At 67.2% G+C, this 14,471-nt stretch carries 12 protein-coding genes; 3 read left to right on the forward strand and 9 right to left on the reverse strand.

Annotated elements, in window-relative coordinates:
• Positions 1-84 precede the first annotated feature (84 nt).
• On the reverse strand, positions 85-1,371 hold the full coding sequence (locus tag HWX00_RS18780) for a Glu/Leu/Phe/Val family dehydrogenase (protein ID WP_034186440.1): 1,287 nt from the start codon (positions 1,369-1,371) through the stop codon (positions 85-87).
• 283 nt (positions 1,372-1,654) lie between these two features.
• The gene (locus HWX00_RS18785) at positions 1,655-2,608 is read right to left on the reverse strand and encodes a LysR substrate-binding domain-containing protein (protein ID WP_034186438.1); all 954 of its coding nucleotides are present in this window, start codon (positions 2,606-2,608) and stop codon (positions 1,655-1,657) included.
• A gap of 270 nt (positions 2,609-2,878) precedes the next feature.
• Between HWX00_RS18785 and purB the strand changes: the two genes are divergently transcribed.
• Positions 2,879-4,267, forward strand: coding sequence for an adenylosuccinate lyase (purB, locus tag HWX00_RS18790; protein ID WP_034186437.1), 1,389 nt, complete (start codon positions 2,879-2,881; stop codon positions 4,265-4,267).
• A 93-nt stretch (positions 4,268-4,360) separates the two neighbouring features.
• Here purB and HWX00_RS18795 read toward each other — a convergent pair whose 3' ends face one another.
• Complete coding sequence (locus HWX00_RS18795) at positions 4,361-5,785, reverse strand: NAD(P)/FAD-dependent oxidoreductase (protein WP_175028627.1); 1,425 nt, start codon at positions 5,783-5,785, stop codon at positions 4,361-4,363.
• Between the two features lie 277 nt (positions 5,786-6,062).
• Between HWX00_RS18795 and HWX00_RS18800 the strand changes: the two genes are divergently transcribed.
• Complete coding sequence (locus HWX00_RS18800) at positions 6,063-6,710, forward strand: TetR/AcrR family transcriptional regulator (protein WP_175028628.1); 648 nt, start codon at positions 6,063-6,065, stop codon at positions 6,708-6,710.
• A 73-nt stretch (positions 6,711-6,783) separates the two neighbouring features.
• Here the strand turns inward: HWX00_RS18800 and HWX00_RS18805 are convergent, their stop codons facing one another.
• The 4 genes from HWX00_RS18805 to edd all read right to left on the reverse strand — a co-directional run bounded on the left by HWX00_RS18805 (position 6,784) and on the right by edd (position 11,384).
• Complete coding sequence (locus HWX00_RS18805) at positions 6,784-7,287, reverse strand: gluconokinase (protein ID WP_034186434.1); 504 nt, start codon at positions 7,285-7,287, stop codon at positions 6,784-6,786.
• A gap of 13 nt (positions 7,288-7,300) precedes the next feature.
• A complete protein-coding gene (locus HWX00_RS18810) occupies positions 7,301-8,662 on the reverse strand; it encodes a GntP family permease (RefSeq protein WP_034186433.1) in 1,362 nt (453 codons plus the stop codon).
• Between the two features lie 219 nt (positions 8,663-8,881).
• On the reverse strand, positions 8,882-9,508 hold the full coding sequence (gene eda, locus HWX00_RS18815; protein ID WP_034186432.1) for a bifunctional 4-hydroxy-2-oxoglutarate aldolase/2-dehydro-3-deoxy-phosphogluconate aldolase: 627 nt from the start codon (positions 9,506-9,508) through the stop codon (positions 8,882-8,884).
• A gap of 19 nt (positions 9,509-9,527) precedes the next feature.
• Entirely contained in the window at positions 9,528-11,384 is a 1,857-nt protein-coding gene (edd, locus tag HWX00_RS18820; RefSeq protein WP_059558028.1) for a phosphogluconate dehydratase, read from the reverse strand.
• A gap of 293 nt (positions 11,385-11,677) precedes the next feature.
• On the opposite strand from edd, the gene HWX00_RS18825 reads away from it, so the two are divergent.
• On the forward strand, positions 11,678-12,526 hold the full coding sequence (locus tag HWX00_RS18825; protein WP_021158790.1) for a MurR/RpiR family transcriptional regulator: 849 nt from the start codon (positions 11,678-11,680) through the stop codon (positions 12,524-12,526).
• Between the two features lie 141 nt (positions 12,527-12,667).
• Here the strand turns inward: HWX00_RS18825 and HWX00_RS18830 are convergent, their stop codons facing one another.
• Positions 12,668-13,090 carry a CopD family protein gene (locus HWX00_RS18830; protein WP_107938103.1) on the reverse strand — a complete coding sequence of 141 codons (423 nt, stop codon included), beginning with the start codon at positions 13,088-13,090 and terminating at the stop codon, positions 12,668-12,670.
• Positions 13,091-13,109: 19 nt separating this feature from the next.
• Positions 13,110-14,381, reverse strand: coding sequence for a glutamate-5-semialdehyde dehydrogenase (locus tag HWX00_RS18835; RefSeq protein ID WP_175028629.1), 1,272 nt, complete (start codon positions 14,379-14,381; stop codon positions 13,110-13,112).
• Between the last annotated feature and the right edge of the window lie 90 nt (positions 14,382-14,471).

Below are 14,471 nucleotides of genomic sequence, written 5' to 3' on the forward strand. Positions count from 1 at the left end.
GGGCGAGGCCGGATCCGGCATCGCCCGCGAGGGTTCATTTCCGCAATCGGGGGGATTGCGTCATGAATGGATCATAGTCAACGATCAGGGGTAGAGGCCACGCATTTCGCGCGCCATCAGGATGCGCTTGCACGCGACGATGAACGCCGCCGTACGCACCGTCACCTTGTGCTCTTCCGCGACCGCCCACACGCCGGCGAACGCTTCGCGCATCACGCGCTCGAGGCGGTGGTTGATCTCGTCTTCCGTCCAGAAGAAGCTCGAGAAATCCTGCACCCATTCGAAGTACGAGACGGTCACGCCACCGGCGTTCGCGATCACGTCGGGGATCACGAGCACGCCGTTCGCGCTCAGGATGTCGTCCGCCGCCGTCGTCGTCGGGCCGTTCGCGCCTTCGACGATGATCTTCGTGCGGATCTTCGCCGCGTTCTTCTCGGTGATCTGGTTTTCCAGCGCCGCCGGGATCAGGATGTCGGTCTCGACCGTCCAGAACTCGTCGTTCGGCATCGGCTCGGCGCCTTCGAAGCCCGCGACGCCGCCCGTGCGTGCGACGTGGTCGAGCAGCTTGTTCGAATCGAGGCCGGCCGGCTGGTAGATCGTGCCCGTGTGATCCTGCACCGCGATCACCTTCGAGCCGGCTTCCTGGAACAGCTTCGCCGCGATGCCGCCGACGTTGCCGAAGCCCTGCACCGCGATGCGCGCGCCTTCGATTTCCAGCCCCTTCTTCTTCGCCGCTTCCGAGCCGACGACGAACACGCCGCGGCCCGTCGCTTCCTTGCGACCGAGCGAACCGCCGAGCGCGATCGGCTTGCCGGTCACGACGCCGGTCGACGTCTGGCCCTGGTTCATCGAGTACGTGTCCATCATCCACGCCATCACCTGTTCGTTGGTGTTGACGTCCGGCGCCGGAATGTCGGTGTTCGGCCCGATGATGATGCCGATTTCGCTGGTGTAGCGGCGCGTCACGCGCTCGAGCTCACCCCGCGACAGCTTGCGCGGGTCCACGCGGATGCCGCCCTTCGCACCGCCGTACGGCACGTTCACGGCCGCGTTCTTCACCGACATCCATGCGGACAGCGCCATCACTTCCGACAGCGTCACGTCCTGGTGGTAGCGCACGCCGCCCTTGCCCGGGCCGCGCGACACGTTGTGCTGCACGCGATAGCCTTCGAAGTGCGCGACGGTGCCGTTATCGAGCTCGATGGGGCAATCGACGATCAGGATGCGCTTCGGACGCTTCAGCGTTTCGAGCCAGCGCGACAGCGAACCGAGGTACGGCGCGACGCGATCGACCTGCTGAAGGTAGTTGCCCCACGGGCCGAGATCGTCGGCGTGCAGGTAGGACGGGATGGACTGCTGTTGCGAAGACATGGAAGCTCCAACGTTCAACGGATTGCGCACATTGTCGAAAAACCCGTTTTTTTTATCCAATGCCGTTTGCTTATTCGATTATGCGTTTCTTGCATGATCGCGATTTTTCGCAAATCCGCGGTCGATTTGCGCAAGAACGCCCGCGATCGGCCGTGCATCGCGCCGGCGAAAAAATCGGCTGGCTTGCGCGCGGGCCGGCCGCCGGACAGCCGCCCGACAGGCACCGCAAGGGCGCCGTCAGCCGGCCGCGACCGACCGGCGGCGGTCGATTAACCGCCGGCGGTTAATTCGGGGTGTCGCGCAGCTCGTCGCGCACGACCTCCCACAGCGCGCGCACGAGTTTCTGGCGCGGATCGTCGCCCTGCAGCGCGAGCTTGTCGCAGTACAGCCGGATCTCCATCGTCAGCGTGAACGGATGCGCGCCGCCGCGCGCCGACCGGTCGAGCCGGATCAGCCGGCCGCCCGCGACCGAATCCTCGACCGCGCTGTGCGGCAGGAACGCGACGCCGTGGCCCGCGAGCGCCATCGCCTTCAGCCCTTCGGCCATGTCGGTCTCGTAGACGCGGTCGAGGAACAGCCGGGTCGGCGCGTTCGCGATGATGACCTCGGTCATCCGGCCGAGATACGCGTTCGGCGTATACGACAGGTACGGCACGCGCGCGTCGGCCGCGCCCGGCAGCGTATGGCGCGGCCGGCCGGCGCGGCCGGGCGCCGAGAACGGGCTGATCGGCTCGCTACCGAGGATCAGCATGTCGTAGCGCGCCGGGTCGAGCGCGACCGGATGGCTCGGGTGGTGGTAGCCCATCACGAGATCGCAGCCGCCCTCGACGAGCGACAGCACCGCGTCGTGCACGTTCAGCGCGCGCAGCCGCGTGTGGACCTGGCCCATCTTCGCCTCGATCCGCTGCAGCCAGCGCGGAAAATACGTGAGCGACAGCGTGTGCGGCACCGCGAACTCGATCGTCGGCACCGGCGCGCCGACGTGGCCGCGCAGCAGCGTGCGCGCCTCGTGCGCCTGCGACAGCATCGTCAGCGCCTGCTCGTAGAAGATCTGCCCGGCCTGCGTGAGCCGCGTCGGATAAACCGAACGATCGATCAGTTCGGTCGCGAGCCACGCCTCCAGCGCCTGGATCCGCCGCGAGAACGCCGGCTGCGACACGTGCCGCAGTTCGGCGGACCGGCTAAAGCTGCGCGTTTCCGCGAGCGAAACGAAGTCTTCGAGCCATTTCAGTTCCATGCAGGCGGGGCGCGGCGGGCGGCGGTCGGGAAGAAGCCTGCATTCTACCGGCGGGCAGCCCCGGTCGGCGGCGGCGGCGCGGACACGCGCAAGCGGCCCTTTCTGGCACCGGCCCGCCGTCACGCGCCCGCCGTCCCGCACTGGTCGCCCGCACTGGTCGCCCGCGCCGGTAGCGGCCGGACCGGTTCGGCCGGGATCGCCCCGCGCCAATGGTAAAATGCCGGATTCTCCTTCCCCCTCGCACGACCCGGCCCCAAGGCCCGCCCGATCATGTCCGACACTCGTCCCGATACGCTTTTCGCCCTCACCGCGCTCTCGCCCATCGACGGCCGCTACGCCAGCAAGACCGAAGCGCTGCGCGACTGGCTCTCCGAAGCCGCCTTCATGCGCCACCGCGTCACCGTCGAGGTGCACTGGCTGATCGCGCTGTCGCGCGCCGGCTTCGCGGAAATCCCGCGCTTCTCCGATGCGTCCGAGCAGTTCCTGCTGCAGCTCGCCGAGCGCTTCACCGCGCACGACGCCGCCCGCATCAAGGAAATCGAGCGCGTGACGAACCATGACGTGAAGGCCGTCGAATACTGGCTGAAGGAATCGGTGAAGGGCCAGGCCGAACTCGAGCAGGCCAGCGAATTCATCCACTTCGCGTGCACGTCCGAGGACATCAACAACACGTCGCACGGCATGATGCTCGCCGGCGCGCGCGAACACGTGATCCTGCCGGCGCTGCGCACGGTCTACCAGCGCCTCGTCGCCCTCGCGCACGCGCACGCCGAGCAGCCGATGCTGTCGCGCACGCACGGCCAGCCGGCCAGCCCGACGACGCTCGGCAAGGAACTCGCGAACGTCGCCGCGCGTCTCGCCCGTGCGATCACCCGCATCGAGAAGGTCGAGATCCTCGGCAAGATGAACGGCGCGGTCGGCAACTTCAACGCGCACCTGTCCGCGTATCCGGCATTCGACTGGGAAGCGTTCTCGCGCGACGTGATCGAGAACCGCCTGAAGCTCACGTTCAACCCGTATACGATCCAGATCGAGCCGCACGACTACATGGCCGAGCTGTTCGACGCCGTCGCGCGCGCGAACACGATCCTGCTCGACCTCGACCGCGACGTGTGGGGCTACATCTCGGTCGGCTACTTCAAGCAGAAGACGAAGGCCGGCGAGATCGGCTCGTCGACGATGCCGCACAAGGTCAACCCGATCGACTTCGAGAACTCGGAAGGCAACCTCGGCCTCGCGAACGCGACGCTGCGCCACCTCGCCGACAAGCTGCCGGTGTCGCGCTGGCAGCGCGACCTGACCGACTCGACGGTGCTGCGCAACATGGGCGTCGCGCTCGGCTACTCGCTGCTCGCGTACGACTCGCTGATCCGCGGCCTCGACAAGCTCGAGGTGAACCCGCAGCGCCTGAACGAAGATCTCGACAACTGCTGGGAAGTGCTGGCCGAGCCGGTGCAGACGGTAATGCGCCGCTACGGCATCGAGAACCCGTACGAGCAGCTGAAGGAACTGACGCGCGGCAAGGGCATCACGCGCGAGGCGCTGCAGGAATTCGTCGGCACGCTCGCGATCCCGCAGGACGCGAAGGATCTGCTGCTTGCGATGACGCCCGCGTCGTACATCGGCAAGGCCGTCGAACTCGCGAAGCGGATCGCATAAGCACCGCCGTCCCCGGACGAAAAAAAGCCCGATGCGAGCGATTCGCATCGGGCTTTTTCATTGACGGCGCGCGGCAGCCTGAACACCGGACCATCAGAACGAGATCATCCGCCCCGGGTTCAGCGCGCTCATCACGCTCATCGCGGCCTTCGCGGCGGGAATCGCGATCGGCGACAACTGCCGGCCAAGCGGAATCGCGCGGTGATCGATGCCCGTGAGCATCGAGAAATCGTCGTTGCGGCCGACGAAATCGTCGCAGATCGCCTTGCCGATCCGCACCGTCTGCGCGACGCCGTGGCCGCTCCAGCCCTGCACCATGTACATCGGCACGCGGGCGTCGGTCTTGCGGCTGTCGGTGGCGCCGTTCAGCGTGAAGTCGCTGACGCCGCTCCAGCAGTAGTCGAGCGCGATGCGGCCGTCGGTCTGCGGAAACACCGTGTTCAGCCGCGTCAGCAGATACGCGTTGACGTCGGGCTGCGCCCAGCAGGTGCCGGTGCCCTGCCCGCCGAACAGCAGGCGGTTGCCGCGCACCGGCCGGTAGTAGTCGATCTGGAACTGCGTGTCGTACACGGGCATGCCGGCCGGCATCAGCGTCGCGACATCGACGTCGAGCGGCGCCGTCACGCTCACGTAGGTAAAGAACGGCACCGTGGTTGCCGCGCCGTCGTCCAGCAGCCGGAACGTCGTGTTGTGCAGCGCGAGCACGACGCCCTTGCGCGCGGTGATCGTGCCGCCCGGCGTCGTCGCGACGACGCCCGCGGGCGTCTCGTCGAGTTCGAGCACCTCGGTGCCCTCGAACAGCGCGCCGCCGTTCAGCCGGAAGCCGTGCACGAGGCCGCGCACCAGCGCGAGCGGATGGATCTGGCCGCCGATCGCATCGATCGCCGCGCCGTGATACAGCCCCGAGCGGACGTATTCGTCGTGCAGCTGATGGCGGCCGACGAGCGTCACGCCCGCGTCGCCGAGATGACGGCGCGCATCCGCGCCGTCGAGCAGCGCGCTCATGTGGCCCGGGTGAACGGCCGCCGTGACGTGGCCGCGCTTGCGGTCGAGGTCGAGCGCGTAGCGCGCGCCGATCGCATCGATCAGGTCCATCGACTCGGCCGACGCGAAGCGCCACAGCCGCTTCGCGTCGTCGTGCGACAGATGGTCGATCATGTCGGCCGCCTCCCAGCGCGCGAGGCCGGGCGTCAGCTGGCCGCCGTTGCGGCCGGACGCGGCCGAACCGACGTGGTGCTTGTCGACGAGGATCGTGTCGACGCCCGCTTCCGCGAGATGCAGCGCGGCCGATGCGCCGAGCAGCCCCGCGCCGATCACGAGCACGTCGCACACCGCATCGTGCGTGAGCGGCGCGCCGTTCGCATGACGCGACAGCGACGCCTCATACCAGTTGGCCGGGCGCTCGCCGTCGTAGCGAGCCGGGTCGCACCAGTTCCAGTTGTCTTTTTCGATGTTCAGTTGCGTTTGCTCGAAACGCGATTCGCCCTGGATCAGGGGTCGTTGGTGGTTGGACGTCATGATTGCACTTGCATGGTCTTGGGCCGCCTGTCGAATAGCCTTCTGGCTTCGCGGGTGGGGCAGCCGGTTCCACATGGGTGTCAACGAGAAGAGGGGGCGCGATGGCCCGTGTTGACGGCGGGCACGCTCGTGCCGCCTGGATCCCGGACTGTGCGAAAGCACGTCTTGAAAGGTGCCGGGACACCCAATTTCTACACCGCAGAAATAATTCTACAGTGTAGAATAAGCTTTCGTCAAGTTTACGGCCGGTCCCACACCGGCGTGCCCGCCCGCCTCGATGAAGGACAAACCCGCCCAAGGCCCGCGCGGCCTCGACAAGGACGCGATCGTCGCGGCCGCCCTCGCGCTGCTCGAAGACGTCGGAGAAGCCGCATTCAGCGTGCGCAAGCTCGCGCAGTCGGTCGGCTGCGACCCGATGAGCGTGCTGTATCACTTCAAGTCGAAGGAAGGCCTGAACCGCGCGATCGCGAACGCGCTGTCGCGCTCGCTCGTGCCGGTCGACCTGTCGCTGCCGTGGCGCGAGCGGCTGCGCGACCTCGCGCGCCAGTACCGCGCGCTCGCGCTGCGCTACCCTGCCGCGTTCGCGCTGCTGCAGCGGCACATGAGCACGGGGCCGGCCGACCTCGCACACATCGAGGCCGTGCATCGCGCGCTGACCGACGCCGGCATCCCGCGCGCGGCGCTGCCGGCGGTGTGTGTCGGCTGGTACGCGAGCGTGATCGGGCTCGCTGCCGCCGAAGCCGGCGGCCTCACGCGTGCGGCCAACGACGTCGAACTCGCGGAGATGAACGCGCTGTCCGACGCCGAGCATCCGCTCGTCAGGTCGGCCGCCCCGCTCTATGCGCAGCTGGACCCGGCCGTCGTGCACGACACGATGCTCGACGTGCTGCTCGACGGCATCGCGCGGCGCGCGCACGCGGCCTGACCGGCCGGCTTCGCGCCAACGCAAAAGGCGCCCCGAAGGGCGCCTTTTGCGTGACGATTGCCGCGAACCGCGCTCAATGCTGCTGCGCGGTACCGATCTTCAGCATGACCTGATCGACGATCCGTTCGGGCGTCAGCTCGATGCTGACCTCGATCGCTTCGTCCGGGCCCGGCTCCTCGAGCGTATCGAGCTGGCTCTTCAGCAGCGACGGATCGAAGAAATGGCCGGTGCGGCTCTTCAGGCGCTCCTGCAACACCTCGAACGACCCCTTCAGATACACGAACCGCACATCGGTGTCGGTGCCGCGCAGCACGTCGCGGTACGACCGCTTCAGCGACGAGCACGTGAACACGGCCGTTTCGCCGGCACGCTGCTTTTCCTCGATGGCCGCGCGGATCGTGCGCAGCCACGGCCAGCGGTCGTCGTCGGTCAGCGGAATGCCGTTATGCATCTTTTCCTTGTTCGCCGCGCTGTGAAACGCGTCGCCGTCGGTATAGCTGCACGACAGGCGTTCCGCCAGCATTTCGCCGATCAGCGACTTGCCTGCGCCCGATACGCCCATTGCGATCAGAATCATTGACTACCCCTTGTTACAAAACCATGCTCAGCAGCAGCGTGAAGCCCAGACCAAGCACTGAAATGATGGTTTCGAGCAACGACCAGGTCTTGAACGTCTGACCGACCGTCATCCCGAAGTATTCCTTGATCAGCCAGAAGCCGCCATCGTTCACGTGCGAGAAGATCAGCGAGCCCGAACCGGTGGCCAGCACCAGCAGCTCCGGGCTGACCGTCGTGCCGGCCGCCGCCGCGATCGGCGCGACGATGCCGCAGGCCGTCGTCATCGCGACCGTCGCCGAGCCGGTCGCGAGACGCATCAGCGCCGCGACGAACCAGCCGAGCAGCAGCGGCGACAGATGCGCGTGCTTCGCGGTCTCGACGATCTGCTGCGAGATCCCGCTGTCGCGCAGGACACCGCCGAAGCCGCCACCCGCGCCGACGATCAGCGTGATCCCGGCGATCGGCGCCAGACACTCGCTGCAGAACTTCTGGATCTGGTCGCGGTTGAAGCCCTGCAGCTTGCCGAACGTGAAGAAGCTCACGAGCACGGCGATCAGCAGCGCGACGTCCGAGTTGCCGGCGAAGCGCAGCAGGTTGTTCGGCAGCGACTTCGGCGTGAACAGCAGGTCGGCCCAGCTGCCGACGAGCATCAGCACGACGGGCAGCAGGATCGTGAACAGCGTGATGCCGAAGCTCGGCAGTTCGCGCGTGCGGCCGTCCGTGCGCGAATCGACGAATTGCGACGCGAGCGGGTTGTTGTCCGGCAGCTTCACGAACTTCGAGATCGTCAGCGCGAACAGCGGGCCCGCGATGATCGCGGTCGGCACGCCGACGAGCAGGCCGAACGCGATCGTCTTGCCGATATCGGCGCCGTATTGCTGGACAGCCAGCAGCGCGGCCGGGTGCGGCGGGATCAGCCCGTGCACGACCGACAGGCCGGCCACCATCGGCAGGCCGACGACGAGCAGCGACTTGCCGGTGCGCTTCGCGACGTTGAACGCGATCGGGATCAGCAGCACGAAGCCGACTTCGAAGAACACCGGCAGGCCGACGATGATCGCGACGAACATCATCGCCCAGTGGATGTTCTTTTCACCGAACCAGTCGATCAGCGTGGTCGCGATCCGTTCGGCGCCGCCCGATTCGGCCATCATCTTGCCGAGCATCGTGCCGAGGCCGACGACGATCGCAATGTGACCGAGCGTGCCGCCGGTGCCCGTCTCGAACGACTTGACGATCTTGTCCATCGGCATGCCGACGACGAGACCAAGGCCGAGCGAAACGATGATCAGCACCAGGAACGGGTAGATCTTGTAGCGCGCGATCATCAGGATCAGCGCGGCAATCGCGATCAGCGTGAATACGAGCAGCATGCTGCCTTGGACAGCCCCCATGTGGCACTCCTCCTAGAATTGTTCGAACCGGGCGAGCTGTTGCGAGTATGCCCGGCTATGCAGGTCTCCGAAACACGGGGGGTACCCACCCCGTCAGGACGCTGAATTTTACTTATCTTTACGGCCTGCGGATAGAACCGGTTCCATCAGCAAAAACCCTCGGTAAAACAAGCACTAAGCGCTCGCTTCCGAGGGTTCTTTCTTCATTTCATACAAGCATTAGCGCGGCAGCTGGCTCGCGGCTTGCGCGAGGCGCGTGACTTCGGCCCAGTCCTGCGCGGCAAGCGCGGCCTTCGGCGTGAGCCACGAGCCGCCGACGCACACGACGTTCGGCAGTTTCAGGAAATTCGGCGCGGTGTCGACCGTGATGCCGCCGGTCGGGCAGAACTTCAGCGCCGGGAACGGGCCGTGGAACGCCTGCAGCATCGGCACGCCGCCTGCCTGCTGCGCGGGGAAGAACTTCACGATCTCGTAGCCGAATTCAAGCGCCTGGATGATGTCGCTCGGCGTCATCACGCCCGGCAGCAGCGGCAGGCCCGCGTCGAGCGACGCGAGGTGCAGGTCCTTCGTCAGGCCCGGCGACACGCCGAACTTCGCGCCGGCGCGCTTCGCCTGCGCGCAGTGCTCGGGTTTCGTGATCGTGCCGACGCCGACGACGATGTCGTCCGCGAGCTGGCTCGCGCGCTGGATCGCCTCCAGGCCGGCCGGCGTGCGCAGCGTGATCTCGAGTACCTTCACGCCGCCTGCGTGCAGCGCGCGCGACACGTGTTCGCCCTGCTCGACCGAGTCGAATGCGAGCACCGGAATGACCGGGCCCAGCTTCACGATTTCAGCAATCGTCTTCATTGAATTGGCTCCTTGAAATTCATGCGGCGACGTGGGCGGCCGTTTCGCCGACCAACGTCCCGAAAACCGATGCGCCCTGCTCGGCCGGCGCCGCGGCCGCGCGGAACACGCCGAACAGTTCACGCCCGAAGCCGACCTCGTTCTCGGCCTGGTGCAGCGGCTGCGCGACCGGGCGCGCATGCCACTCCGCGTCGTCGATCTCGATGTCGAGCACGCCGGCTTCCGCGTCGATCACCAGCGTATCGCCCGTCTTCACCTTGCCCAGCGGGCCGGCCAGCAGCGCTTCCGGCGACACGTGGATCACGGCCGGCACCTTGCCCGACGCGCCCGACATGCGGCCGTCGGTCACCAGCGCGACGTGGAAGCCCTGATCCTGCAGCACGCCGAGCAGCGGCGTCAAACGGTGCAGCTCGGGCATCCCGTTCGCGCGCGCGCCCTGGAAGCGCACGACCGCGACGAAATCGCGCTTCAGCTCGCCGCGATCGAACGCTTCCTGCACGGCTTCCTGCGAATCGAACACGATCGCGGGCGCCGTCACCTTGCGGTGCTCGGGCGCGACCGCCGAAATCTTGATCACGCCGCGGCCGAGCCGGCCCTGCATCAGGCGCAGACCGCCGTCCGGCTGGAACGGGTCGCGGATGCCGCGCAGCACCTTCGTGTCGTGGCTCTCGGCCGCGCCGTCGACCCACGTCAGCTTGCCGTCAATCAGCTTCGGCTCCTTCGTGTAGTGCGACAGTCCCTTGCCGGCGACCGTCGTCACGTCCTCGTGCAGCAGGCCGCCTTCGAGCAGGTTGCGCACCAGGAACGCGACGCCGCCCGCCGCGTGGAAGTGGTTCACGTCGGCCTTGCCGTTCGGGTAGATCTTCGCGAGCAGCGGCACGACGGCCGACAGTTCGTCGAAGTCGTTCCAGTCGATCAGGATGCCGGCCGCGCGCGCGATCGCGACGAGGTGCAGCGTGTGGTTGGTCGAGCCGCCCGTCGCGAGCAGCGCGACGATGCCGTTGACGATCGCCTTCTCGTCGATCACATGGCCGATCGGCGTGTAATGGCCGCGCTCGACGGTCAGGTCGAGCACGCGGCGCGCGGCCTCGGCCGTCAGCGCGGTGCGCAGCGGCGTGTGCGGATGAACGAAGGCCGAGCCCGGCAGGTGCAGGCCCATCAGCTCCATCAGCATCTGGTTGCTGTTCGCCGTGCCGTAGAACGTGCAGGTGCCGTGGCCGTGATACGCGGCCGATTCGGCTTCGAGCAGCGCGTCGCGGCCGACCTGGCCGGTCGCGAACTGCTGGCGGATCTTCGCCTTGTCGTCGTTCGACAGGCCGCTCGTCATCGGGCCGGCCGGCACGAAGATCGTCGGCAGGTGGCCGAACTGCAGCGCGCCGATCAGGAGGCCCGGCACGATCTTGTCGCAGATGCCCAGGCACAGCGCCGCGTCGAACATGTTGTGCGTGAGCGCGATCGCCGTGCCCATCGCGATCGCTTCGCGCGAGAACAGCGACAGCTCCATCCCCGGGTTGCCCTGCGTGACGCCGTCGCACATCGCCGGCACGCCGCCGGCGAACTGCGCGACCCCGCCGTTCTCGCGCGCGGCCGCCTTGATGATCTCGGGGAAATCCTTGTACGGCGCATGCGCGGACAGCATCTCGTTGTACGAGGACACGATGCCGATGTTCGGCTCGCGAATCGCCTTGATCGAGAACTTGTCGTTGCCTTCGAGGCCCGCGAAGCCGTGCGCGAGGTTCGCGCACGACAGCGCGCCGCGTGCCGGGAACTTGCCCTGCGCGCCGTCGATGCGCTGCAGATAGGCGGAACGGGTCGATTGGCTGCGGGCGATCACGCGTTCGGTGACCTTCGCCAGGGTGGGGTGCAGCGACGTCATGCTGGGCGCTCCTGTATGCCGACCGACACCGGCGGTTGGAATCGTGGGGACGGTCGAGTGCGTCGACCGAACGAAGCCAGTCTAGTAGAAAAACTACAAGCACGCAATGCGGATCGACAGCCGCGCAACCTTTATTCCCGCCACCAGCAAGGCTTAAACTAGTGAAAACCCTAATTTCACCTGCCGTCACCCCATCAAAAGCACCACAATGACGCTAGTAATTTCATGTAGATTTTCTACAATTCGATTGCGATACACTCGCTCATCCGAACCCGATTTTCACGTACCGCCCCATGCTGCCTCGCATTGAAGCGATCCGCGCCGAGTTGCGCCCGTCCGAGCGCAAGCTCGCCGACTACATCCTCGCCGCGCCGCGCGAGGTGCTCGACCTCGCGATGACCGAGCTGTCGACGCGCGCGGGCGTCAGCCAGCCGACCATCGCCCGCTTCTGCCAGGCGCTCGGCTGCAGCGGCTTTCGCGAATTCAAGATCCGGCTCGCACAGAGCGTCGCGCCGGGCGTGTCGTCGGTCTATCGCGACGTCGAGCCCGACGAACCGGCGCCCGGCATCATCGGCAAGGTGTTCGACCGCACGATCGGCGCGCTGATCGAAGTACGCAACAGCCTGTCCGCCGGCAGCGTCGCCGAGGCGATCGCGCTGCTGTCGAACGCGTCGCGGATCGAGTTCTACGGCGCCGGCGGCTCGGGCATCGCCGCGCAGGACATCCAGCACAAGTTCTTCCGGCTCGGCGTGCCGAGCGTCGCGTACTCGGATCCGCACACGTTCTCGATGTCGTCCGCGCTGCTCGGGCCGCACGACGTCGTCGTCGCGATCTCGAACACCGGCCGCACGCGCGACATCGTCGACGCCGCGCGCTCCGCGCTCGCGTGCGGCGCGAAGGTCGTCGCGATCACGCAGAGCCATTCGCCGCTCGCGAAGCTCGCGACCGTGAGCCTCGCGTCGAACGTTGCCGAGGAAACGGACGTGTTCTCGCCGATGACGTCGCGGATGTCGCACCTCGCGATCGGCGACATCCTCGCGGTCGGCGTGGCGCTGTCGCGCGGCCCCGCGCTGATGGAACGGGTCGGCCGCGCGAAGGAAGCGATTACGCGGCGCCGGATCGACGACGGCACGAAGGATTGACGGCGCGTGGCGGTCGGCCGGCGCATGACCGGCGCATCAGCCGGCACGTAACACGCACGTCAACGACAAACGGCGCCCCGAGGGGCGCCGTCGCGCAGGGGTCCGCACCGGCCACCGCGCCGGCCGCGCCGGCCGCGCCGCTCAGAACGGCTTGATCACGACCAGTGCGACCGCGGCAAGCATGCCGAGCACCGGCAGTTCGTTGAACACGCGATACCACTTGTCGGTACGCTTGTTCTCGCCGCGCTCGAACACTTTCAACAAGTGCCCGCAGTACGCGTGGTAGATCACGAGCAGCAGCACGACCGTCACCTTCGCATGGATCCAGCCCTGCCCCTGCCCGATGCCGATCACGAGCCACAGCCACAGCCCGCAGGCCAGCGCCGGCACCGCGATCATCGTCATGAAGCGGAACAGCTTGCGCGCCATCAGCAGCAGGCGGCGTACCGCGGCCGGATCGGTCTCCATGGCCAGGTTCACGTAGATGCGCGGCAGGTAGAAGAGCCCCGCGAACCACGCGGCGATCAGAACGATATGGAACGTCTTGACCCAGAGCATTGCCATTGGTGGTGCGCCTCGCGGGTTACTGGCGGCCTTCGCCGTGTCCGAGCACGACGTACTTCAGCGACGTCAGCCCTTCCAGGCCGACGGGGCCGCGTGCGTGCAGCTTGTCGTTCGAGATGCCGATTTCCGCGCCGAGGCCGAACTCGAAGCCGTCCGCGAAGCGGGTCGACGCGTTGACCATCACGCTCGCGGAATCGACCTCGCGCAGGAAACGCATCGCGCGGTCGTGATCCTCGGTAACGATCGCATCGGTGTGATGCGAGCCGTAGTGGTTGATGTGCTCGATCGCGGCGTCGAGGCCGTCGACGACCTTGATCGCGAGCACCGGCGCGAGATATTCGGTATGCCAGTCTTCTTCGGTCGCGTCGACGAGCGGACCGACGCCCGCATCGGCGAGCACCGCGCGCGCGGCCGCATCGACGCGCAGCTCGACCTGCTTGTCGCGATACAGCTTGCCGAGCGGCGGCAGCAGCGCAGCCGCGATGCCGCCCGACACGAGCAGCGTCTCCATCGTGTTGCAGGTGCCGTAGCGGTGCGTCTTCGCGTTGTCGCAGACGGTCAGCGCCTTGGCGAGATCGGCGCGATCGTCGACGTACACGTGGCAGATGCCGTCGAGGTGCTTGATCATCGGCACGCGCGCCTCGTTGATCAGGCGCTCGATCAGGCTCTTGCCGCCGCGCGGCACGATCACGTCGACGTATTCGGTCATCGTGATCAGCTTGCCGACCGCCGCGCGATCGGCCGTCGCGACGACCTGCACCGCGTCCTGCGGCAGGCCGGCCGCCTCGAGCCCTTCACCGATCAGCTTCGCGAGCGCCGCGTTCGATTCGAGCGCTTCGGAGCCGCCGCGCAGGATCGTCGCGTTGCCCGACTTCAGGCACAGCGCGGCCGCGTCGATCGTCACGTTCGGGCGCGATTCGTAGATGATGCCGATCACGCCGAGCGGCACGCGCATCTGGCCGACCTGGATCCCGCTCGGGCGATACTTGAGGTTGCCGATCTCGCCGATCGGATCGGCGAGCGACGCGACCTGGCGCAGCCCTTCGACCATCGTTTTCAGCGCCTTGTCCGACAGCGTCAGGCGGTCGACGAACGCTGCATCGAGCCCCTTTTCACGGGCGCGGGCGACGTCGCGCGCATTCGCGTCCTTCAGCACCTGCGCGTCGCGTTCGATCGCGCGGGCCATCGCGTCGAGCGCCGCGTTCTTCGCGGCCGTGCTGGCGCGCGCCATCGCGCGGGAAGCGTGCCGGGCGCGACGGCCCAGGTCGGTCATGTACTGATCGATATCCATCGTGTGACTCGAGAAGCGAGCCGCGCGGAGCGGCATGAATTCGTGGGGGAGCGCGCGGACGGCCATCCGGGGCGGCCATCCGCGCCAGGC

It is taken from the genome of Burkholderia seminalis DSM 23518 (genome assembly GCF_902832885.1).
GTDB classification, from domain to species: Bacteria; Pseudomonadota; Gammaproteobacteria; order Burkholderiales; family Burkholderiaceae; genus Burkholderia; species Burkholderia seminalis.

What these genes read in the sequence shown, in the direction of transcription:
- HWX00_RS18780 (WP_034186440.1), bottom strand. Translation starts at nt 1,371, where the DNA reads ATGTCTTCGCAACAGCAGTCCATCCCGTCCTACCTGCACGCCGACGAT.
- HWX00_RS18785 (WP_034186438.1), bottom strand. Translation starts at nt 2,608, where the DNA reads ATGGAACTGAAATGGCTCGAAGACTTCGTTTCGCTCGCGGAAACGCGC.
- purB (WP_034186437.1), top strand. Translation starts at nt 2,879, where the DNA reads ATGTCCGACACTCGTCCCGATACGCTTTTCGCCCTCACCGCGCTCTCG.
- HWX00_RS18795 (WP_175028627.1), bottom strand. Translation starts at nt 5,785, where the DNA reads ATGACGTCCAACCACCAACGACCCCTGATCCAGGGCGAATCGCGTTTC.
- HWX00_RS18800 (WP_175028628.1), top strand. Translation starts at nt 6,063, where the DNA reads ATGAAGGACAAACCCGCCCAAGGCCCGCGCGGCCTCGACAAGGACGCG.
- HWX00_RS18805 (WP_034186434.1), bottom strand. Translation starts at nt 7,287, where the DNA reads ATGATTCTGATCGCAATGGGCGTATCGGGCGCAGGCAAGTCGCTGATC.
- HWX00_RS18810 (WP_034186433.1), bottom strand. Translation starts at nt 8,662, where the DNA reads ATGGGGGCTGTCCAAGGCAGCATGCTGCTCGTATTCACGCTGATCGCG.
- eda (WP_034186432.1), bottom strand. Translation starts at nt 9,508, where the DNA reads ATGAAGACGATTGCTGAAATCGTGAAGCTGGGCCCGGTCATTCCGGTG.
- edd (WP_059558028.1), bottom strand. Translation starts at nt 11,384, where the DNA reads ATGACGTCGCTGCACCCCACCCTGGCGAAGGTCACCGAACGCGTGATC.
- HWX00_RS18825 (WP_021158790.1), top strand. Translation starts at nt 11,678, where the DNA reads ATGCTGCCTCGCATTGAAGCGATCCGCGCCGAGTTGCGCCCGTCCGAG.
- HWX00_RS18830 (WP_107938103.1), bottom strand. Translation starts at nt 13,090, where the DNA reads ATGGCAATGCTCTGGGTCAAGACGTTCCATATCGTTCTGATCGCCGCG.
- HWX00_RS18835 (WP_175028629.1), bottom strand. Translation starts at nt 14,381, where the DNA reads ATGGATATCGATCAGTACATGACCGACCTGGGCCGTCGCGCCCGGCAC.